General features: G+C 65.4%; 19 protein-coding genes. 6 read left to right on the top strand and 13 right to left on the bottom strand.

Annotated elements, in window-relative coordinates:
• Positions 1-237 precede the first annotated feature (237 nt).
• The 3 genes from MRBLWH3_RS01525 to MRBLWH3_RS01515 form a co-directional block, all read right to left on the bottom strand.
• A complete protein-coding gene (locus tag MRBLWH3_RS01525; protein ID WP_363428028.1) occupies positions 238-642 on the bottom strand; it encodes a carboxymuconolactone decarboxylase family protein in 405 nt (134 codons plus the stop codon).
• Positions 635-1,063: a MerR family transcriptional regulator gene (locus tag MRBLWH3_RS01520; RefSeq protein WP_363428026.1), complete on the bottom strand. Its 429-nt coding sequence runs from the start codon at positions 1,061-1,063 to the stop codon at positions 635-637. Before MRBLWH3_RS01520 ends, MRBLWH3_RS01525 begins: the two co-directional genes overlap by 8 nt.
• A gap of 587 nt (positions 1,064-1,650) precedes the next feature.
• Positions 1,651-2,661 (bottom strand): helix-turn-helix domain-containing protein, encoded by a 1,011-nt coding sequence (locus MRBLWH3_RS01515; RefSeq protein ID WP_363428024.1) that lies wholly within the window; start codon positions 2,659-2,661, stop codon positions 1,651-1,653.
• 254 nt (positions 2,662-2,915) lie between these two features.
• On the opposite strand from MRBLWH3_RS01515, the gene MRBLWH3_RS01510 reads away from it, so the two are divergent.
• The 4 genes from MRBLWH3_RS01510 (at position 2,916) to MRBLWH3_RS01495 (ending at position 6,450) form a co-directional block, all read left to right on the top strand.
• Positions 2,916-3,461, top strand: a complete 546-nt coding sequence (locus MRBLWH3_RS01510) for a flavin reductase family protein (protein ID WP_363428022.1) — start codon at positions 2,916-2,918, stop codon at positions 3,459-3,461.
• Between the two features lie 32 nt (positions 3,462-3,493).
• The gene (locus MRBLWH3_RS01505) at positions 3,494-4,903 is read left to right on the top strand and encodes an LLM class flavin-dependent oxidoreductase (RefSeq protein ID WP_363428020.1); all 1,410 of its coding nucleotides are present in this window, start codon (positions 3,494-3,496) and stop codon (positions 4,901-4,903) included.
• Between the two features lie 168 nt (positions 4,904-5,071).
• Entirely contained in the window at positions 5,072-5,293 is a 222-nt protein-coding gene (locus MRBLWH3_RS01500) for a DUF6545 domain-containing protein (protein WP_363428018.1), read from the top strand.
• Complete coding sequence (locus MRBLWH3_RS01495; RefSeq protein WP_363428016.1) at positions 5,290-6,450, top strand: alpha/beta hydrolase family protein; 1,161 nt, start codon at positions 5,290-5,292, stop codon at positions 6,448-6,450. The genes MRBLWH3_RS01500 and MRBLWH3_RS01495 overlap by 4 nt, the downstream gene beginning before the upstream one ends.
• Positions 6,451-6,516: 66 nt before the next feature.
• Here MRBLWH3_RS01495 and MRBLWH3_RS01490 read toward each other — a convergent pair whose 3' ends face one another.
• From MRBLWH3_RS01490 to MRBLWH3_RS01450, 9 genes are all read right to left on the bottom strand, one after another.
• The gene (locus MRBLWH3_RS01490) at positions 6,517-7,455 is read right to left on the bottom strand and encodes an alpha/beta hydrolase (protein WP_363428014.1); all 939 of its coding nucleotides are present in this window, start codon (positions 7,453-7,455) and stop codon (positions 6,517-6,519) included.
• A gap of 49 nt (positions 7,456-7,504) precedes the next feature.
• Entirely contained in the window at positions 7,505-7,846 is a 342-nt protein-coding gene (locus tag MRBLWH3_RS01485; RefSeq protein WP_363428012.1) for an L-rhamnose mutarotase, read from the bottom strand.
• Entirely contained in the window at positions 7,843-8,778 is a 936-nt protein-coding gene (locus MRBLWH3_RS01480; RefSeq protein WP_363428010.1) for an alpha/beta hydrolase, read from the bottom strand. Before MRBLWH3_RS01480 ends, MRBLWH3_RS01485 begins: the two co-directional genes overlap by 4 nt.
• Complete coding sequence (locus MRBLWH3_RS01475) at positions 8,775-9,752, bottom strand: ABC transporter permease (RefSeq protein WP_363428008.1); 978 nt, start codon at positions 9,750-9,752, stop codon at positions 8,775-8,777. The genes MRBLWH3_RS01480 and MRBLWH3_RS01475 overlap by 4 nt, the downstream gene beginning before the upstream one ends.
• Positions 9,745-11,175, bottom strand: coding sequence for a sugar ABC transporter ATP-binding protein (locus MRBLWH3_RS01470; protein WP_363428006.1), 1,431 nt, complete (start codon positions 11,173-11,175; stop codon positions 9,745-9,747). Before MRBLWH3_RS01470 ends, MRBLWH3_RS01475 begins: the two co-directional genes overlap by 8 nt.
• A 71-nt stretch (positions 11,176-11,246) precedes the next feature.
• Positions 11,247-12,317 (bottom strand): sugar ABC transporter substrate-binding protein, encoded by a 1,071-nt coding sequence (locus MRBLWH3_RS01465; protein ID WP_363428004.1) that lies wholly within the window; start codon positions 12,315-12,317, stop codon positions 11,247-11,249.
• A gap of 94 nt (positions 12,318-12,411) precedes the next feature.
• Positions 12,412-13,392 carry a LacI family DNA-binding transcriptional regulator gene (locus MRBLWH3_RS01460; protein WP_363428002.1) on the bottom strand — a complete coding sequence of 327 codons (981 nt, stop codon included), beginning with the start codon at positions 13,390-13,392 and terminating at the stop codon, positions 12,412-12,414.
• A gap of 254 nt (positions 13,393-13,646) precedes the next feature.
• On the bottom strand, positions 13,647-14,183 hold the full coding sequence (locus MRBLWH3_RS01455; protein ID WP_363428000.1) for a TetR/AcrR family transcriptional regulator: 537 nt from the start codon (positions 14,181-14,183) through the stop codon (positions 13,647-13,649).
• A gap of 71 nt (positions 14,184-14,254) precedes the next feature.
• Complete coding sequence (locus tag MRBLWH3_RS01450) at positions 14,255-14,863, bottom strand: TetR/AcrR family transcriptional regulator (RefSeq protein WP_363427998.1); 609 nt, start codon at positions 14,861-14,863, stop codon at positions 14,255-14,257.
• A 160-nt stretch (positions 14,864-15,023) separates the two neighbouring features.
• Here MRBLWH3_RS01450 and MRBLWH3_RS01445 point away from each other — a divergent pair, with 160 nt between their 5' ends.
• A complete protein-coding gene (locus tag MRBLWH3_RS01445) occupies positions 15,024-16,166 on the top strand; it encodes an iron-containing alcohol dehydrogenase (RefSeq protein ID WP_363427996.1) in 1,143 nt (380 codons plus the stop codon).
• A gap of 69 nt (positions 16,167-16,235) precedes the next feature.
• Entirely contained in the window at positions 16,236-18,776 is a 2,541-nt protein-coding gene (locus tag MRBLWH3_RS01440) for a CoA transferase (protein WP_363427994.1), read from the top strand.
• Between the two features lie 98 nt (positions 18,777-18,874).
• Here MRBLWH3_RS01440 and MRBLWH3_RS01435 read toward each other — a convergent pair whose 3' ends face one another.
• Positions 18,875-20,233 carry an aspartate aminotransferase family protein gene (locus MRBLWH3_RS01435; protein ID WP_363427992.1) on the bottom strand — a complete coding sequence of 453 codons (1,359 nt, stop codon included), beginning with the start codon at positions 20,231-20,233 and terminating at the stop codon, positions 18,875-18,877.
• Between the last annotated feature and the right edge of the window lie 82 nt (positions 20,234-20,315).

The raw sequence follows: 20,315 nt of genomic DNA, 5'->3' as shown, positions 1-20,315 counted from the left end.
GGTCCTCGACTGGAGTCTGGTGGGAGATCGTGGCCCCCGGCCGTGGCGTGGCCTTTGGCTCGTGTTGCCCTGTCCGATCTGCTGGCTGTTCGTGGTCTTGGTGCGCGGCGTCACCGACGGATGGGTGCCTTACGCCCGGGCGAACGAAGACAGACTGAGTCCGTTCGAGCGAAACTTGGTCTTTCGAGCTAGGGGCTCATCGACTGTCGGGCGGTCACAGTCCCAGAGACAGGGCGATCAGGGACGCGGAAGGAGGCCCCGTTCGGTGAAGACCTTCTTCGCGACGAAGGTCGCGTTCAGCGCGCGTGGGAATCCGCAGTAGACGGCGGAGTGCAGGAGCGCTTCGACGATCTGCTGCGGGGCCAGGCCGACGTTGAGGGCCGCATTGATGTGGACCTCCAGCTGTGGTTCGCAACCCCCGAGCGCCGTCAGCATGCCAAGGGTGACGAGTTGGCGGTCGCGCGGAGCGAGTTCGGGTCGCGCGTAGATTTCGCCGAATCCCCATGCGACGACCTGGTGACCGAGTTCGGGGGCGATGTCCTGCAGCGAATCGATCACGTTCGCCCCGGCGGTTCCGTCGACCGCGTCGAGGACCGTTCGTCCCATCTTGTAGCGTTCCTCGCGAGTTGTGGCTTCAGTCATGGATGTCTGCTCCTTCCACGAAATCGTGGGCGCGCTGTTGCGCGAGGTCGTGGCGGTAGGTCGAGATCTTGCTGTCGAGGGCTTGCTCGTGCCGCTCGAGCACGGCGATCCGCTCGCGGAGCTCTCCTTGATGGGTTTCGAGCAGCGCCAGCCTCGAGCCGAGGGTTGAAGGACCCTCGGCGCGCAAGTCGGCGTATTCGCGCATCTGCGCGATCGGCATGCCCGTCTCGCGCAGCCGCAGCAGGAACCGCAACCATTCGAGGTCCGCTTCGGAGTACCGGCGCTGGTTCGCTGAGGTTCGCGCGACCGGGTGGATCAGCCCGGCTCGCTCGTAGTAGCGCAGCGTGTGGGCCGACACCCCGGTCGCAGCTGCCATCTGCGCGACCGTCAGACCCGCGGTCCCGTTCTCGTTCGTCGTCACAGTGAAGAGGCTAAGAGTTCGAGCGCACTCGAAGTCAAGTCGTGTGGGAACTCAGTGCTTGTGCCCCTTCAGCTATCCATCGCGGGTCGACGCATCCTTCGACGCACGCGAGGCGCCGGTGTTGCAGACGAGACGGGTTCAGCAATGCGGACATAGGATGTCGCCGCGAAGGAGACCCTCTGCGCGGTTGTTCGTACGCCGGGTGCTGGCGAGAAGAGGACACAGCTTGCGACTCGATTGCGTCTGTGTGAATGACTGCGGGCATCTCGAACCTCATCGAACGCGGCCGCGAACCGCCACGAATCCACGTGGAGTACCCGGAGCGACGGTGGACGCTGGTTGCGTCCGTCAGAGTGGTGTATCGGTAGCTCGGTGAGCGTGTCGCTGTGAATGGCGTCGGTCCTAGAGGCAACGGCGAGGATCAACGCGTGCCCGGTCCAGAGAGTCGATGTCAGCTACGGTCGACGCATGTCGCTGAATGCATGCGGAAGGTCAGATCGCGCAAGATCCGCCTCACGGGGGCGCGTTCGCCGATGTGAGATGTCGCGGAAGAACTGCCATGCGATCGCCCGACTCCACCGCTGACGTCAGCCGCGCTGTCGCTCAATGACGGAACCCGAGGGACTCGATCGCGGAGCCGCTCGCCGTAATGCCGAAGGCAGGCATCCATACTCGCTTCGAAATGTCCGGTTGAGGTGAGACAGGTCGCTGAACCCCCATCTCAACGCGATGTCGGTCATAGCGCCGGCTGTCCCCGACATCAGATCTTCGGCGCAAGCGCGGACTCGCATGTGCTTCACCGTCTGCGCGTAACTGCGATCTGCCTGCTCGAACAGCCCGTGCAACTTTCTAACCGAGATGGAGAACGCGCGCGCGGTCGACGTTGCCGAGAGATCGCGGCCTTGGAGGCCAGCCTCGATGTGGCGCTCGACGGCGGCGCGCATCGCTGCGTCGCGTGCGGCCCGATCGGCACGTTCGGCGTGGGGGGTGCCTTTGTTCATCGCCGCGACGAGAACCGCGTGGAGCGATGTCTCGGCGGCCAGCATCCCTCTTCGATCGAGCTGTTCGGCGTTGCGCCAGACGTTGAGCATTGTCGATAGGGCCAGGGCAGCCATCCCCCCTTGCGCAGCACTGTGCAACTCGGCCGTTGAGGCGAGCGGCTCAAACAGCTGATCGATCACCGACTCACGAGGCAGACGGTACGAAAGAGCCCGCCACCGCCCTCGCTGGGAGTCCTCCACGTACAGCTGTCGGTACTCCCGGGTCGTGTCGACAACGGAGTAACCACCCGACGCGATCGAGGCGCAGCGTCCATCCTGCTCGACGATGCACGAACCCTCGAGCATGACATTGACGAAGATGTGGTGCCGATCAGTACGACGGACCTCGCGTGGGCCGTGGGAGATCACCTGGCTGCGTGAGGCGATCTCCGCGCCGTTCGTGTCGGACACGGGCATCGAACGCACCCAGCCGGAGTGACCGAACGCCTTTTCGCGGTCCACGTCCGCTGCAAGAGGAGTGAAGGCTTGGCAGAGCACCTCACGCCAGTACGGGAAGCGTTCCCGTGGCGCCAGCGAGTCCAGAGTCCAGTACGCCATGCGCGCTCCTGATGATTCAACGCGTCGAAGCACCCGTCTCCGACGGATGCGTCCTTTCAGACTCACGGGACGGTGCGCATGGCCGATTGCTCCGCGATTTCGGGGGTGTAACAACGTGCTCACAGACGTTCGACGATTGGAACCCGCCTGCACCGTTGCTGGAACACATGTGCAGACATCAACGACGTGTGCGGAGGCGCCGCGCTCACCACCGTACTTTGCTCTCACCGGTGCCGACACGAAAGGAGCACCACATGAACCACGACACGAACGTGCCAGCGCGACCTATCTCGCCAGACCCATCAAGAGCTGTGGATCCGATGCTGTTCAGAGACGGGATGCGAAAGCTAGCCTCCGGCGTGGCGCTCGTCACGACTCGGAGTGATGCGGGTCCGGCGGGGCTCGCGGCGACTGCGGTCAGCTCCGTGAGCTTCGATCCGCCGTCGTTGCTCGTGTGCGTGAACAAGAGCGCCTCCGCACATGACCCGATCGTGACCGAAGGTCGGTTCACCGTAAACGTGCTCTCCACCGAGCATGGCGAGGTGCTCGACGCTTTCGCGCGGAGCCGGAGTCGTGCGGAACGGTTCGCCCACGCCGACTGGGGCAGCACTGCCAGTGGCCTTCCGTCGCTGACCACTGCGCTCGCGGTGTTCGAGTGCAGCGTTACGCAACGACTCGAGTACGGAACCCACTCGATCATCGTCGGCAACGTCGTCGATGCCTCGAACGACCCCGGTGCCACAGAGCCGATGATCTATCTCGATCGGCAAACCCGCGCACTGGCTGTCGCACCTAGCTAAGACCTCACCCGCCCACCACTGCAGGAGAAATCATGAATCGCAAGCGTCTTATCTTCAACGCATTCACCATGAATGTGGTGTCGCACGTCTACCACGGGACCTGGCGCAACCCTGAGACCACCCAGGTTCATCTGAATGATCTCGACACGTGGGTCGAGCTTGCCCGGATCGCCGAAGCGGGCAAGTTCGATGCGCTCTTCTTCGCCGACGTAATCGGGATCGACCCTGCCTTCGACGGAAGCTGGGACGCCTACATCCGCGAGGGACTGCAGATTCCTTGCAACGATCCCGCAGTGCTGTGCGCTGCGCTTCTCGCGTCCACGACGAACCTCGGGCTCACCTTCACCAGCTCGATCCTCAGCGAGCATCCGTTCAGCTTCGCACGCAAGGTCTCTACACTCGATCACCTCAGTAAGGGACGCATCGGCTGGAACATCGTCACGAGCGTGTCGCACAACGCGGCTCAGAACTACGGACTCGACGAGATCGTCGCGCACGACCGACGATACGAGTGGGCCGAGGAGTACATGGACGTCGTGTACAAACTCTGGGAAGGATCGTGGGACGAGGGCGCGGTGCTCGCCGATCGGGAGGGCGGGGTCTACGCCGATAGAGACCAGATTCACCGCATTCACCATCAGGGCGAGAACTATCGAGTTATGGGGCCGCATCTCGTCTCGCCCTCACCCCAGCGAACGCCCGTACTGTACCAGGCCGGCGCGTCCGGCCGTGGAAGAGACTTCGCCGCCCGACACGCCGAAGGAACGTTCGTCGTCTTCCCCAGCGTCGAGGGCGCGCGTCGAGGCATTGCCGATCAGCGCGCACTCGCGGTCACGAACGGTCGCCGCGCCGACGACCTTAAGTTCATCCAGGGAATGTCCTTTGTGATCGGCAGCACCGAGGAAGAGGCACAGCGCAAGGCGGCGGAGATCGACGAGTGGGTCAGCTACGAGGGGTTGGCCGCCCACATCAGCCGAGACATGGGCATCGACCTCGCTAAGTACGACCCCACCATGCCGATCGAGCAGACCGACGCAGTCGGAATTCAGGGCTACGCTCGCGTCTTCGAAGACGCCAACCCGGGAAGGAAGGCCACGGTGGCCGACGTCGCCGGGGCGCTGTCGTACAACCTCCGTATGGTCGGCACGCCGGAGTCGATCGCGGATCGTCTGGAGGAATGGCAGGACGCCGGAATCGATGGCATCAACGTAATCGCCCAGTACTTCCCGGGGTCCTACCGCGAGTTTGTTGAGCACGTCATCCCTGTTCTGCAGGAGCGCGGCCTCGCCCAGCGTGAGTATGAACCGGGAACTCTGCGCGAGCGGCTCTTCCCTGACACGGACGGGCGGCTGCCCGACCGCCATCCGGCAGCCGCCTACCGCGGGGCGTTCGAACCCGAAGAGGTCCTCAGCACCCACGGGACAGGCGCCGGCTGGCACTGATCCGTATGAGGGCGGGTCGCGCATCGGCGCGACCCGCCCTGTGCCTTGCATTCCGGCGGTCTGAAGCGCCCTGAGTTTGTTGGAGGCTCGAACGCCGTGGAACCCGGGACACACCAGAGCCTCCATCAGACCCAGAGCGCTTCAGACAGCGAACGTGTTCGGCCTGGGATGAGCCTGCTGGACGCGGCCTGCTTCAACGCTTCGGATCCGGAGACGCGGCTCCACCGGCGAGTCGTCGAGATCCGAGACGCCGTCGTCGACTCGCGTGTTCCGTTCGAGATGAGCGATGCTGAGCGTGTGGTGGTTGAGGCAGTTGAGAAGCACCTGCTCGGGCGCGGCGCCAGCGCGGATGCGCCGAGTGCGGGTGCCACGACGAGGGGCACGCGTTGAGGGCCGACGCGTGGGTCGCCGGCGTCACCGGGTTCGCTCTTGCCATCGTTGCCGGAGCCGCGACTCTCGGGTTCGTGATCGCGCGCAAGCTCACGGCACCTCCGTCAGGGAGGGACTACAACCTCAAGATCCAGGACATCGTGCAGCACGAGGATCACACCGCGGTGGTTCTCGACCGCACGTCAGCGACGGCGGCGCCGGGCATCTACAACCTGTGGCTTGAGGATGGAGGGTGGGTTCGGCTCGGGCCGGTCGTCGCCCAGGACGCCGGAACGGTGACGCGGCTGGTGGAGTCAGCCGAACCAGAGGACGCGCTCCGACTTGGCCGCCGCGCGTCGTGGAGCGGCATCTACTACCGCGATCCGGCGGATGCCGGTCTCCACGCGGAGGACGTCATCGTGGAGACACCTGTCGGACCTGCGCCAGCCTGGCTGATCCGTCCTACCTCCAACGCGACCAACGCCTGGGCCGTCCACATCCACGGCCTCTCCAGCCCTCGCGCCGGCACGCTTCGCGGCGTGCAAGTCGCCGCTGACGTGGGACTTACCTCGCTCGTCGTCACCTACCGCAACGACCGCGAGGGCCCCACCGCGGGATCGGGGCGCTCAACACTCGGTGCCACCGAGACCGACGACGTTCGCGCTGCGGTGAGGTTCGCGATCGCGCGTGGCGCCGAACGAATCGTCCTGTTCGGGTGGTCGATGGGGGGCGCAATCGCGCTGCAGGTGGCCGCCGATCTCGAGTTCGAGGGCATCATCAATCGGCTCATCCTCGACTCTCCGGTGCTCGATTGGTACGCAACGATTGAAGCGAACTGCGCCCGCGCCGGCTTGCCACCTCACGTGGGTAGGCTTACTCGCCCGTGGCTGCAGTGGAGTGCGCTCGTACGAGTCGTCGGGCTAGAGTCGGCCCTGGCCCTGGACAGCTATGACTGGATCACGCGTGCCAAGGAGCTGTCCGTTCCGACGCTGATCCTCCACGGGACTGACGACACTTCATCGCCGACGGCTGCGGCCCGTCGACTCGCGCAGCTCCGCCCCGACATAGTCGAACTCGAGACATTCCGCGCTGATCACGCCTTGGGGTGGAACACGGATCCCACGCGGTGGGGGCGCCTGACCGGCGCGTGGCTCGCCGGGCCGCTCCGAGAGTCCTAGCCGCAGCGTTGGAACCCTTTCACCGCCCATGCGGTGTCCTTCACCTCGCGGGTGGACGGCAGCGAGCTAGTTCTCGCGAAGCAGCCAGTCCTGAATCGCCGCGATCGTTTCTTCTGCGCCGCGCGTGCCGGGTCGATCGAGTTGGCCGTGTGTTGTGCCTGGTTCCACGTGCACATGTGTCTCGACGCCTGCGCTTTCCAGTGCTGCCGCGTAGGCCTCACCGGAGGGGCGGATCGTGTCGATGTCGGACAGGACGAGGAATGTGGGTGGTAGCCCCGCGACGGTTCCATTCAGTGGGAAGGCGTAGGGGTCAGTTAGGAGGGCGGTGTCTCCGACGTAGTTCTGAGCCATTTGTTCGAGCCACCAGTCCGGGAATGCTTCGGTTGGTGGGTTCTCGACGGGTTGAGCGTTTGGTCCGATGAAGGGGTAAGCGAGCGCGACTGATGCGGGAAGGGGTCCGGCTCCGTCTCGCAAGCGCTTCGCGACACCGGCTGCGAGGTTACCGCCGGCGCTGGCGCCGGCGAGATGGAGCTCTTCCACCTGTTCAATTCCCAGCCGGTCCAGGTTCTGTGTCGCCCAGAGCCAACCGGTGAGGATGTCGTCGGAGGGTGCGGGGTAGTGGACGCCGCCGATCGCCTTCCGATAGTCCAGCGAGAGAACGGCGATGCCGCCGGCGGCTAGCACGGAGCTGATGTGGTGCGCTTCGGGGCCGTCGAGTGAGTAGAAGATGAAGCCGCCGCCGTGAACCCAGACGACCGCGGCGGATACGTGAGGCTCCGCGGGGCGGTAGAGCCGTGCTTGCACGGGCACGTCGCCGGGGATCGTGAGGTCGGTGACGGTGACACCTGCCTTCGCCAGGAGGGCTTTGTCTTCAGCGGGCCTCGCCCCTGGCCGTGCGTCGTATGCAGCTGGGTCCTTCTCGAGAACGTCGACGAGGTCGGGGATGGGCGTCCATCCACCGGCTCCGAACCATTCGACCATCACGGGCGCGGCGTCGTTCGTCATACAGGCCTCTTACGCGGGGAGACGCTCGTCTGAGCGTCGGTGGCAGGCATTACGGCAGGTGGAAGTATTCCTCGAGAACGTCGACGTCTTCGTCGGGGCGGCCCTCGACGAAGTACTCGGCCATCGTTCGCTGCCAGCGGGTGTTCACTTCTCTGCGTGCCATCGCGGAAGTCGCCAGGGCGTAGTCCGCTGTCTCGACGTAGCCGACGACGAGCCCATCACGCCGCCGCAGGAAGAGGGAGAAATTCGTCCACCCGGTCTCACGAAGAGCTTCCAGCATGTCCGGCCAGATGTCCTCATGCACCGTGAGGTACTCCGCCACGCGCTCGGATTTGACTTGCATGAGGAAACAGACCCGCTGCGGCGTTGAAGCATCGGCGACGTCGCTCATGCGAGCTCCTTGTTCTCTTCGGTGCGCTGATGTGTGGTCGCGACGCGACGCAGCACCTCGATCCACTGCCCGACTGCTCGCCGCGCGATCGCCGAATCCGGTACCTCGTATTCGAACCCGTGGTATCCGCCGGGGAGGAACTGCGCGGTGACTTCGACACCGTCGGCGGCGAGACGTTCGGCGTACCGCCATCCTTCCAGTCGCAACGGGTCACCGGAGGTGGTGAAGACGTAGGCCGGCGGGAGCCCGGCGAGCGTGCCGGCATGGGCTGGCACGGCGTAGATGCTGGGTTTCCGCCCTCGCGCCTGCAGGTACGCGGACCAGAACATGTTCATGTCTTCGCGGCGCAGCGGCCCCGCGTCGTCGTCGGTGGCCTCGTTGTCCAGTGCGGGGCAGATCAGGAGCTGGCAGAGGGGCAGTGGGTCGCCTTCGTCACGCAGGCGGAGACACAGTCCAGCGGCGAGGGTCGCGCCTGCGCTGGCGCCGGCGACGATGACCTGCTCTGTGGCGCTGAGCTCGCGATAGACGTTGTGTGCGTCATCGGCTGCGGCGGGGAACGGGTGCTCGGGTGCGAGCCGGTAGTCCGGCGCGACAACTCTGAGGTCACCTTCATCCGCGATGCGTTGCAGCATCATTTCGTCGCCCTCCGGCTCCCCATACAGCCACCCTCCACCGTGAAGCCACATCAGGGTCGCGCCAGCCGGGGTGGACGGTTCGTAGAGGCGGCAACGCACCCCGCCGATGATCGCCTCGACTCCGAGGGGCTCCGCTCCTTCACGCCGTTCGTGGTGCCATTCCCGGCGACGGCGGCGTTCGACGGCTTCTGGTGTTTCGTCGGGACGCCGGCGGACGTTGAACCGCCGGGTGAGTGCGGCGGCGAGCTCGGGGTCGAGGCTGACGGGTCGGATACGAGGCGAGTCGCGCTGGCTCATCGCGAGCGAAGCAGACGCTGACGGAGGCGGTCGAACGACACTGCGAGGATCAGCAGAATGCCCGTGGCTACCTGCTGCCACGACGAGTTGATGTTCAGCAGGGTCATGCCGTTGCCCAGGACCGCGACGATCAGCAGGCCGAGGACCGTGCCGCTCATCGAGCCGACGCCGCCGGTGAGGCTGGTTCCGCCGAGGATGACGGCGGTGATCGCGGCCAGTTCCATGCCGAGACCGGTGGTCCCGGAGGTGGCGCCGAGTTGGGACACGCTGGTCAGCCCGGCCAGGGCCATGCAGAGTCCGGAAATGAGGAAGGCGATGAAGATGTTCCGCTTGCTTCCCAGTCCGACCAGTCGTGCAGCGGACGGGTTCGCGCCGATGGCGTAGATGCTGCGCCCATAGACCGTGTTGCGCAGCAGCAGTGCGACGACGATGGCGACGAGGACGAAAAGGATCACGGGAAGGGGAATGCCCAGGAACGGGCGGATGAGTGCCCAGTCGAAACCGGTGACGCCGATGCTCTGACCTTGACCGATGGAGATGGTGAGTCCGCGGAAAATGGCCATCGTCCCGAGGGTGGTGATCAGCGCATTGACTCCGACGACGGTGACCAGGAACCCGTTGATGACACCGATCAGGAGTCCGCTACCGAAGGAGATGAGCAGCGCCGCCGGGGTACCGAGGATCGGATTCGTCAAGGCGAACATCAGGCCGACCCAGGCGACACCGGAGCCGATGGACAGGTCGAACTGGCCGCCGATCAGCAGGATGGTGGCGCCTGCAGCCAGGATTCCCGTGACGGCGACGGCGGAGAAGATGTTGACGAAGTTGTCCCAGCTGAGGAAGTACTTGGAGGCGACGGAGAAGAAGATGACTTCGGCGAGCAGGAAGATGATCAGCGCCAGCGTCTCCGGAAGTCGCAGCCTGTTGCGGGTGGGAGTGGGGGTGAGGCTGGGCGCGGTGAGTGTGTCAGACATGGATGGCGCCTCCGGCGGCCTCGGTCAAGGAATTGACGGTGATTTCTTGGTGAGGAATGTGTGCGACGATCTCGCCGCGCACCATGACGAGCGCAGTGTCCGCAACACCCACGATGTCCTCATAATCGGATGTGGCGATGATGATGGTGGTGCCGTTGCCGGCAAGTTCGCGCAGCACCGCGTAGATCTCTTCGCGGGCTCCGACATCGACACCACGGGTGGGCTCACTGAGGATGAGCACCCGTGAGCCGGCTTCCAGCCACCGACCCAGGAGAACTTTCTGCTGGTTGCCGCCGGACAACGTCCCCAGATTCTGCTTGGGGTCGCCGGTGGATCTCACCCCGAGAGGCTTGTGCCAGCGCCGGTAGGCGAGCGCATCGATGCTGCGTGTCATGAATGCATGCGCGGTGGCCAGACGTCGCCAACTGGGTGCGGTGAGGTTCTCCGCAACGGACAGGATGAGGAACGCCCCGTCCCGCGCGCGGTCGGGGGGAAGATAGCCGATGCCGTGCCTAATGGCGTCGGCCGGACCGGTCAGGGACAGTTCCGCGCCGTCGAGGGCGACGGTGCCCGTGTCGATAGGTCGCGTTCCGAAGAGTGCTTCGGCGACTTCGATAACGCCCGCGCCGACCTTGCCATAGAGGCCGAGGATCTGGCCGCGGTGGGCGGTGAAGCTCACGCCGCTGTATCCGGGGCCGGTCAGGTCCGCCGCTTGCAGGGCAGCGGCTTCGCTCGTGAAGTCGCGCACGGCGCCGCGGGCGCGCTCGACTTTGTGGCCGACCATGGCTTCGACCACGGCGGGCGCGTTGGTCTCAGCGACCAGCGTCTGCATGGCCATCACCCCGTCGCGCAGGACGCAGACGCGGTCGGCGATCGCAAAGACCTCGTCGAGCCGGTGGGTGATGTACAGCACGGCGACGCCGCGCTCAGTGAGCGTGGCGATAACCCGGTAAAGCTGTTTCGCCTCGGCGTCCGAGAGCGCCGCGGTCGGTTCGTCGAAAATGACCAGCTTGCTCTGCCCGCGGATCGCGCGGGCGACCTCCACGATCTGCCGCTCACCCAGCCGCAGTGAGGTTTGAATCGCGTCGAGATCCAGGTCGTCGGCGCCCAGGGCATGCAGCGCCTGTCGGGCTTCGCTTCGCATGGCCTTGCGGTTCACGAAGCCTGTGCTGGTCGGCCACGCTCCGAGCACGACGTTCTCGGCCACAGTGAGGGTGGGTGCGTCACTGATCTCCTGGGAGATCAGGCGGATGCCGCGTTTGCGGGCGCCTGCGACGGAGTAGCGCTCTTCGACCCCATCGAGGCGGATGGTGCCGCCGTCGGGCTGGTAGTCGCCCGCGATGATGCGGACGAAGGTGGACTTGCCGGCGCCATTCTCGCCCAGCAGCGCCGTGACGGTGCCGGGCGCCAGGTCGAGATCCACACCGTGGAGGACCTCGACCTGGCCGAATGACTTCCTGAGCCCACGGGCGCTGAGGAAGACGGAGTCAGTCACTAGCAGCTGTAATCCGGGTAGTAGTCCAGCAGGGTGTCCTTCGTGATGAACTCATGCGGCACCAGGATCTCGTCCGGCACTTCCTCGCCCTTGATGAGCTTGATGATCGCGGGGATGATCAGCAGCGCATACTTCTCCGGGAAGTACGCCGCGCTCCCGATCCAGTGATCGAACGTGAGAATCGCGCAGTTGTCCGGGTCCAGGTTCTGCACCCCGATATAGAGGTCATCGGTGCGGTCCTGGGCGCGAGCAGCGGCGAGGGCGCCGAGGATGACGTCCTCGTTGATGCCGACGACCACGATCTTGGATGCGCCGGGCAGCGCGGTGAGCGTGTCGGTGAACAGCCGCTGTGCGACGTCGGTCTGACCGCCGGCGCCGGTGTCGAGGATCTTCTCGTCGTGGATGGGTCCGCAGACGCTCTCGAAGCCGTCCTCCGTCCCGTCCATGCGAGCGTCGTTCACCGCGCCGACCGCGGTGGACTCCAGAGAGACATAGGCGTCGTACTCGCAGTCGAATTCATCTGCGAAGTACTTCCCGACGTGGTAGCCGATGAGCTGGCCGGCGTACTCGTTGGCCGCGCCGACGAACACCTTCTGGCAAGGGTCCTGCACGATGTCGATGGCGATGACCGGGACCTGCGCGCCCTCTTCGCAGATGGACGGCGATGCGGCCGCGTCCGCCTGGAAGGTGACCAGGCCGTCGACGTTCTGGGTCTTGAACTGGCGGGCGCAATCCAGCGCCGCCGCGGTGTCGAACTTCGAGTCGCAGGTGATGAGGTTCAGCCCGGCCTCAGCGGCTGCGTCGTCCATGCCTGCCTGCAGCGCTGTCGGGAATGCCGCGGCGAGCGTCAGCTGGGTGAAGCCCACCGTGAGACCTTCACCGGAACCCGCCTCGATCGGCTCGAACGAGGCGACGCCTGCGGGCGGGGTCGGCGGTTCGGCATCAGCGTTGACCGCCGAGCCGCCGGACGGCGCTGCGGCCCCACTGCCGGAACAGCCGGAGAGGACCAGGGCGACCGCGAACATCGCGGCCATCAGCGGGACGAGCCCGCGCTTGCTGTGTCGGGTCATGTTGTGGGGACCTCCTTGCCCCTCACCACGGTCGCCATTGTAACGTTGCAATGGATGCATCGGAGTGTAGGTCGACCGGACCGAGCCTGTCAAGTTAACCGACGGTGCTGGCGCGAACGATCAATTCAGGGAGGAATCGAGTGGATTCGTGCTGGTGTGTCTCGGGGGATTCGATCTCGTCCATCAGGAGGGCTGCCGCACGGGCGCCGATCTCGCGGGCGGGCTGACGGAGCGTTGTCAACGGCACCCGCGCCACTGCGGCGACGGAGACATCGTCATAGCCGACCACGGCGATGTCGCGCGGAACACCGATCCCCCGGTCCAGAAGGCCGGAGACGACGCCCATGGCGAGAAGATCGTTGACGGCGAAGATCGCGTCGGGTCGTTCGTCCGGTCGCCGACTGGCGATGACCGCCGCGGCCTCAAGGCCAGCCTGGACGAAGTAGCCCGAGGTGACGATCTCCTCGCACCGCATCCCGCCCTGTTGTGCGAAGTCGAGGGCGCCGGCGGATCGGCTCGCGATCTGGGGGAGTCCTTCCGGACCTCGCACGAGTGCGATACGTGAGCGACCCAACGACTCCAGGTGTTGCATGGCCAGAGTAGCCCCCAGTGTGTCGTCAACGGCCACAGAGCAGAACTGATCCGTGGCCGCCGAGAGATCGAGGAAGATCACCGGTACCCCGCGGTTGACGATGCTAGAAAGACCAGGCGGGTTCCCGCTCATCGGCGCGATCAGCAGCCCCCGCACCCTTTGCGACTCGAACAGCTCGATCAGCTGCTTCTCGATCGACGCGTTCTGGACCGCGTTTCCCACGAGCGTCGAATAGTTGCGATCACCCAACGCGATCGTTGCGGCTTGGGTGACGTCGGCGAAGAACGGGCTGGAGGCCTCGCTGACAATCACGCCGATCGCGCGACTGCTGCCCAGGCGAAGCGAGCGGGCCGCGTCATTGCGGACGTAACCGAGATCATCGATCGCGGCCTGCACTCGAGCCAGCGTCTCGGCGGCGAGGACCTGCGGACGGTTCAGGGCATTGGAGACCGTGCTGAGGCCCACGCCAGCCCGGGCAGCCACGTCACGCACAGTGACGGTGTCCCTCGCTCGCATCTCCACAGTCTTGCATTCCTCTGTTTGACAGACCTTCCTGTGCTCAATAGCGTGTCATAGAATTGCAACGTTTTCATCACAGAGGATTGATGACCGAGCAAGTGGAGACCACATAGGCGGATCCACGGCGACGCTGATCCGCGCGACGCAGGAGTGCTTGCCGTTCGCGATCGCGATGTTGCGGCACCCGGCACCGCGTTCCCGACCAGCCGCATTGGGCTCTACTTCATCATCCGTTCCGCGTAGCGGACGCCCAGCTCGTATGCCTTGGCCGTTGTGATGGTCGGATCTTCGAGGGCGACCTGCACCATGAGGCCATCGAGCAGGGCTGCCAACGTGAGGATGGCGGACTCACGTTCTTCCTCGCTCCCGGGGAAGTCGTCGGCGACAGCGTTGTCGAAGAGTGTCCGCCAGCGCTCATCCTGTCGGGCCCGCGCGTCCGCGACGACGTCTCGGTGAGCGGCCTCAGCCCAGCTTTCGAGCCAGAGGGTCCAGGCTCGAGTCTGCCGACTGTCTTCGGAGAACACCCATTCCACCAGGCGACGCAGACGCTCCGCGCCTGATGTCGGTTGTGTCACGATGGTGTCGGCTACCTCATAGAAGCGCTCCTCCGTGGAAAGGAGCGCTTCTATCAGGAGGTTCTCCAGGCTGCCGAAATAGAAATTGACAAGCCCGTGGCTGACCTTCGCGCGTTTGGCAATGTCGCCCACCCGAGTGGCGGCGAATCCCTTGTCGGCGATGAGGTCGGCGGCTGCCATGAGGATCTGCTGCTTGCGTGCTTCAGCGGCTGCTTCACCGCGGGCGGGGGATGCGCTGGGTGCTTGGGGTGTCATGGTCGACGCACCTCAGTGAAATCGATCTGAAGGAGGAGTCCGGCGACCCGCTCGAGAAGCGTTCCCGATCGTTCTGGGTCGAACGGGTGGATGTTCAGGCCGGCGTCGACGATCAGGCCATCGATCACCGCCATGATCGTGTCGAGAACCTGGTCGTCCGGCTGGGTCGGCGAGAAGACGGCAGCTTCGATGCCGTCGCGCAGCGTGCGGGCTAAGGACGCTCGCCACGAGTCGTAGATCTTGGCGACATGCGGCACGAGTTCTGGGTGCCGGGTCGCCGCGGAGCACATCGTCATCCACGCGGCACACCGCTCGCGGTCCGTGACCGATCCCCGGAGGAGCGCGCGCAGCCGTGCAATCGGGTCGTCATATTCCACGCCGAGCCGGGTCCATTCCTGCGCTCGTCGCAGACTGGCCGCGCTCACCGTCTCCAAAAGGAGATTGTCACGAGTGTCGAAGTAGTGCTGGATCGATCCGATCGACACACCAGCCCGTCGAGCGATGTCGCGTAGGCGAACGGTCTCGTAGCCCTCCTCGGCGATGAGAGACTCCGCCGCGGCCATCACCGCTCGCTTCCGATCTTCGACCTCGTCGCCCGCCAACATGTGCCTCCGCCCGAATTGTACCGGCGGCCTTCCGCGTCACGCGATTGCGGGCGACGGCTCGGTCTGCAGTCACCGTCGCCACCCTTAATAATACGCTACTATTGTAGCCTCGACAGGATGGACTGCTCTCATGGTTGCAACAGTGTTGATGCCTCGGGTCATGAGGATCGGGGGCGGCGCGATCGCACAGGTGGGCGAGGTCGTCACCGCGCTGGGGGCGCGACGCCCGCTGGTGGTGACGGATTCGTTCATGGTCTCGACCGGTGTCGCCGCGCTCGTCGTCGAGCACCTGGCCACGGCTGGTGCGCATGCGGCAGTGTTCGCGGAGACCGTGCCCGACCCCACGACGGCATCACTTGGCGCGGGGTCGGCCGCGGTGCGTGCGCACGGCGCGGATGCGATCGTCGCAGTGGGTGGTGGAAGCCCGATCGACACGGGCAAGGCTCTCGCACTGCTCAGCGCTCAGGGCGGCCACATGAGGGACTACAAGTCCCCGCGGGTCAACCACGGGCCAGCGCTGCCGGTGATTGCCGTGCCGACCACGTCGGGCAGCGGGTCGGAGGCGACGCAGTTCTCGATCATCACCGACAGTGACACGAATGAGAAGATGCTCTGCGCAGGTCCCGGGTTCCTTCCGGCGGCGGCGATCTTGGACTTCGAGCTCACAATGTCGAAGCCGCCCCGCCTCACCGCCGATACCGCAGTGGACGCGATGTGCCACGCGATCGAGGCATATGTGAGCCGGAAGGCGAGTCCGTTCTCGGACTCGATGGCGCTCGCCGCTCTCCGCACCGGAGGTGCTGCGATCCGGGACGTGTACGCCGACGGCGGGAACCGGGCCGGACGGGAATCGCTCATGCTCGCCTCCCTGCAAGCGGGGATCGCGTTCTCAAACTCGAGCGTCACCTTGATCCACGGGATGAGCCGCCCTATCGGGGGGAATCTCCATGTCGCCCACGGCCTCTCCAATGCGATGCTGCTTCCCACAGTCACAGAGTTCTCGATCGCGGGCGCACCCGAGAGATATGCCGAGATTTCCCGTGTTCTGGGAGCTTCAGGGCCGAACGCGAGCGACGTGACAGCCACGAGGAGGCTTGTGGACTGGTTGCGGCAGCTGTGTGCGGACCTCGCTGTCCCGACGCCGGCGAGCTATGGGATCGACCGATCTGTCTGGGACGCTCTCATCCCGACGATGGCGCAACAGGCGATTGCCTCGGGATCTCCCGCCAACAATCCCGTCGTGCCGTCGCGCGAGCAGGTCGAGGACTTGTATGCGCGGGTCTTCGACGCACAACCGCACTGAACCTGAGACCGCCCCCTCATCCGTCAGTCCTGACTCGGGCTGACCGTCGCTACAGGATCAAGGAGACGCGTGTCCACAGCTGACCACCCCTCGTCGGACGCACTTCAGCGCACCTCGAAGCTTCCGCTGGCTGGGATCAACGTGCTCGATCTCGGGCAGTACATCGCAGGACCCGCCGTCGCGATGGTTCTCGGCGACCTCGGAGCGACAGTGGTGAGGATCGAGCATCCCGATGGCCCGAGATGGAACAGTCCCGCCACCGCAGTGCTCAATCGCAACAAGCTCATCGTCCCGCTGGATCTGAAGTCCGCCCAGGGCCTCGACGACGCGCGGACTCTCGCGATGGAAGCAGATGTCGTGGTGGAGAACTTCCGTCCGGGAGTCCTCTCCCGGCTCGGCCTCGACCTCGCGCAGCTACGGCGGGTGCAGCCGGGGCTGATCACGTTGTCGATCCCGGGGTTCGCCTCGGACGACGAGCTCCGGTCCCAGTGGAAGGCGTTCGAGTCGATCGTCGCAGCTGCGTCCGGGGTGTTCACGGACATGGGACTGAACCGGGTGCTGATGGGGGTCAACCCCTCTTTCTCCCCTCTCCCTCTGGCCTCCGCGTACGCGACGAGCATCGCCGCAGCGTCGGTTGCCCTCGCCCTGTATGGACGCTCCCAGACCGGGAGAGGCGATCACATCGAGGTGCCGCTGGCGAGCGCTGCGATGGAGGGGCTGACGTACAACTCGATCCACATCGAGGACTATCCCGACCGTTACAGGACCCAGCGGGAGCTCGAGATCCTCCGCCGCCGCGAACTCGGGTTGACGATGGACGTCACCTACGACGAGCTCCAGGAACTGCTCGACCCGTTCTATCGCAGCTATCGGTGCAGCGACGGCCGCATGTTCTACGTCGTATGCCCAAGCCACCGTTATCACGCCAAGCGGTGCCTGCAGGCGCTCGGTCTCTATGACGAGATGGTCGCGCTCGGGTTGAAAGAGGAGGACGACGTCTACCTGCCGAAATCGGAATGGTCCTCCACCGCCTCGCTCGGCTCTTATCCGCTCCCCAAGGAGTGGGCGGACACGATTGCCGCGCGGATGAAAGAAGTGTTCCTGACGAAGACCTCGGACGAATGGAACCGTATCTTCGGGGAGGGCCAGTTCCCCGGAACGTCACAGAACTGGCTGTCGGAGTGGATCGACGACCCACACGTCCGCGAAGCCGCGCTCGTGCTCGAGGTGGATGACCCTGTGCTCGGCCCTATGATCCAACCTGGCCCGATCGCCTGGCTGACCGAGAGCGCGACGGACATGCTGTGCCCGACTCCACGGATGTGGGGCTCGATCACGGACGCGAAGGACCGCTTCGCGCGAACCCTGCGCCAGGAACCTCCGCAGACGGTGGCGCCAGCGGGCGCGCCGTGGCTGCAGGGCGTCCGGGTGCTCGACCTGTGCAACGTCATCGCCGGCCCGCATTCGGGCTCCTTCCTCAACCGGTTCGGCGCCGAGGTGATCAAGATCGACCCCGCGCAGCCGCTGTTCGATCCGTGGAACCACGTCGTCTTCGGGATGACCCACATGCGCGGCAAGAAGTCGGCGCTTGTGGACCTGCGATCCCCCGAGGGGAAGACCATCCTCGAGGACCTCGTCCGGTCCGTCGACGTCGTCATCTGGAACGCGACCGATCGTCAGGTCCGGCAGATGGGGTTGGATGCCGAATCCCTGCATGCGATCAATCCCCGCGCCGTATTCTGCCAGCTGGACTGTTTCAGCGGGGTCCTCACCGGCCCGCGGACGAACTACCTCGGTTACGACGATCTTGTCCAGGCTGCAACAGGTATCATGCTGCGGTTCGGCGGTTCCATGGAAACCCCCGAAGAACACGCCCATGTGGGAACCATCGACGTGATGTGCGGATTCGCCGCGGCGCTCGGCATGGCGTGCGCCCTCTACCAGCGCGAGACCACGGGCCACGTCGATCGTGCCCGGACCTCCCTGTCGGCGCTGACCGGTCTCGCGCAGCTGCCGTTCTTCTTCACCTACTCCGACCGTGGTGTGTTCGACGAACCGAGCGGCCGGGAGACGCGCGGATACGGCCCGCAAGAGCGCATATACCCGACGGCGTCCGGCAGCATCATGCTCGTCGTCCCGGACCGCGACCTCGACCTCCTGTCGGCCGTCGAAGGACTGCCACCCCTCGGCGGCCTGGCGTCGGAGGAGCTCGAGAACACCCTCAGCTTGGCCCTGCTCGGCGCCAGTGCGGCGATGTGGCAGGAGCGGTTCACAGCGGCCGGCATCGGTGGCGTCGCCTGCGTCGACATCGGTAGTCTGCGCGCCGAGTACGCGCGCGACGCGGACGGCACACCAGGCACCGGTACCAGGAGCAGCTACGCTTTCTCCCGGTTCCCCGACCACCCCAGCGGGCACGTCGTGACTCAGCTCGACCCGCTCGCCGTGCGGCTCACCGACGGAACCATCCTCGCGCCGGTGCCGGCTGAGAAGTACGGGACATCTACCCGTGCGATCCTCACCGCCGCCGGTTATAAGCCCAGCCGGATCCAGGAACTACTTGCTTCGGGCGTCATCAGCGAGAGCTGGAGCCGGGAATACCTGCCCTCCTGAGGCACGCCCATGATTTCGGCCCGAACGTCGCTCCAGACTTGCAACATCGGAAGGCCCCGGATCCTGGGCTTGGGATCCGAGGCCTTCACCTTGTTCTGCTACCGGTCGAGTGAGCCTTCCACGAAGGTCCGGAAGTTGCGGGCGAACAGGTCGATGTCGTCTTGCGTGTGCTGAGCGGAGATCAGCCATTGCTCGACCTTGCCCCACGGTGGCAGGAACGCCCCATTGTTATGCTGCACCAGCCAGTGCGCGTGGCTGAACCGGTCGTCCACACCCAGGAAGTCCCGGAAGTTCCGCACCCGCTCTGGCGTGAACGTGACGCATCCCTTCGCCCCGACGCTCACGACACTCCACGCAGGGCCGTGCTCGGCGATGGTCGCCTCCATCTGCGTCTGCAGCGAGCTGGCGAGGGAGTCCAGGTGGGTGTAGGTGTCCGCGGTCAGCACCCCGGACAGCGTTGCGCGCGCCGCAGCCATCGCGAGGGGGTTGCCGTTGAAGGTCCCCACCTGGTCGTAGCGGCCGTCGACGATGGCATTCATGACCTCGCGGGTACCACCGATGGCCGAGACCGCAATGCCACCGCCGAGGGCCTTCGCCAGACAGACGATGTCGGGAGTGACCCCGTACAGTGCGGTCGCGCCACCCGGGCCGGTGGTGAATCCGGTCTTCACCTCGTCGAACGCCATCAGCGCACCGTGCCGGTGCAGCAGAACCTTCAGGCCCTGCAAGTATCCAGGCTCCGGCGGAATGATGCCGGCGTTCATCATGACGGGCTCGAGCAGCATGCCTGCGACCCGCCCCTCGTGCTCGATGAGTGCCCGCTCGACCGCTTCGAGGTCGTTGAAGGGCACGACGACGGTCAGGTCGGTGAACGCCTTGGGGATTCCACCGTTCGCGATCACGCCGGTGGGACGTTCCGCGGGACCGATCTCGGCCGCGTCGGGCATGACCGAGACCTGTACGGAGTCGTGGTGTCCGTCGTAGCCGCCCTCGAGCTTGAGGATCAGGTCGCGCCCGGTTACTGCCCTCATCAGGTGAACGGCGTCCATCGTCGACTCTGTGCCGGAGTTCCCGAACCGCCAGAGGGGCAGGTCGAACCTGTTCGCCAGCTCGCGGCCGACCCAGATCGCGTCCTCGGTCGGCTGTGCGAAGTGAGTGCCGCGGCGCACGCGATCGCTGACGGCCTCGACGATCGCCGGATGGGCGTGACCGGCGATCGAGGCACCGTACCCGCCATGCATGTCGACGTACTCGTTGCCGTCGACGTCGTAGACTTTCGACCCTTTACCGTGCGTCATCCAGACGGCCTGCGGCTTCGCGATCTGCCAGCTCGACGTCGCCCCGCCCGCGAGATACTTCGCGGCCTCCGCTCCGAACTCCGCACTCCGCGGCTGACGCTTCAAGAACGCCGTCTGCTCCTGAGCGATGAGCCGCTCCACCGCATCTGGTTCAGCCATGTTCAAGCTCTCTCTTCTTCTTGCCCAATTGTTAATTGATTGGTCGTTCAATCAATAAGGTACCCGGGAGCGGGCCCCCTCA

The sequence above is a fragment of the Microbacterium sp. LWH3-1.2 genome, from assembly GCF_040675855.1.
In the GTDB taxonomy this organism is placed as follows: domain Bacteria; phylum Actinomycetota; class Actinomycetes; order Actinomycetales; family Microbacteriaceae; genus Microbacterium.
The sequence above is the reverse complement of the archived record's forward strand: the minus strand, read 5'-3'. Positions and strand labels throughout refer to the sequence as shown.

What these genes read in the sequence shown, in the direction of transcription:
- MRBLWH3_RS01525 (WP_363428028.1), bottom strand. Translation starts at nt 642, where the DNA reads ATGACTGAAGCCACAACTCGCGAGGAACGCTACAAGATGGGACGAACG.
- MRBLWH3_RS01500 (WP_363428018.1), top strand. Translation starts at nt 5,072, where the DNA reads ATGAGCCTGCTGGACGCGGCCTGCTTCAACGCTTCGGATCCGGAGACG.
- MRBLWH3_RS01480 (WP_363428010.1), bottom strand. Translation starts at nt 8,778, where the DNA reads ATGAGCCAGCGCGACTCGCCTCGTATCCGACCCGTCAGCCTCGACCCC.
- MRBLWH3_RS01510 (WP_363428022.1), top strand. Translation starts at nt 2,916, where the DNA reads ATGAACCACGACACGAACGTGCCAGCGCGACCTATCTCGCCAGACCCA.
- MRBLWH3_RS01505 (WP_363428020.1), top strand. Translation starts at nt 3,494, where the DNA reads ATGAATCGCAAGCGTCTTATCTTCAACGCATTCACCATGAATGTGGTG.
- MRBLWH3_RS01435 (WP_363427992.1), bottom strand. Translation starts at nt 20,233, where the DNA reads ATGGCTGAACCAGATGCGGTGGAGCGGCTCATCGCTCAGGAGCAGACG.
- MRBLWH3_RS01465 (WP_363428004.1), bottom strand. Translation starts at nt 12,317, where the DNA reads ATGACCCGACACAGCAAGCGCGGGCTCGTCCCGCTGATGGCCGCGATG.
- MRBLWH3_RS01490 (WP_363428014.1), bottom strand. Translation starts at nt 7,455, where the DNA reads ATGACGAACGACGCCGCGCCCGTGATGGTCGAATGGTTCGGAGCCGGT.
- MRBLWH3_RS01455 (WP_363428000.1), bottom strand. Translation starts at nt 14,183, where the DNA reads ATGGCAGCCGCCGACCTCATCGCCGACAAGGGATTCGCCGCCACTCGG.
- MRBLWH3_RS01475 (WP_363428008.1), bottom strand. Translation starts at nt 9,752, where the DNA reads ATGTCTGACACACTCACCGCGCCCAGCCTCACCCCCACTCCCACCCGC.
- MRBLWH3_RS01445 (WP_363427996.1), top strand. Translation starts at nt 15,024, where the DNA reads ATGAGGATCGGGGGCGGCGCGATCGCACAGGTGGGCGAGGTCGTCACC.
- MRBLWH3_RS01485 (WP_363428012.1), bottom strand. Translation starts at nt 7,846, where the DNA reads ATGAGCGACGTCGCCGATGCTTCAACGCCGCAGCGGGTCTGTTTCCTC.
- MRBLWH3_RS01450 (WP_363427998.1), bottom strand. Translation starts at nt 14,863, where the DNA reads ATGTTGGCGGGCGACGAGGTCGAAGATCGGAAGCGAGCGGTGATGGCC.
- MRBLWH3_RS01515 (WP_363428024.1), bottom strand. Translation starts at nt 2,661, where the DNA reads ATGGCGTACTGGACTCTGGACTCGCTGGCGCCACGGGAACGCTTCCCG.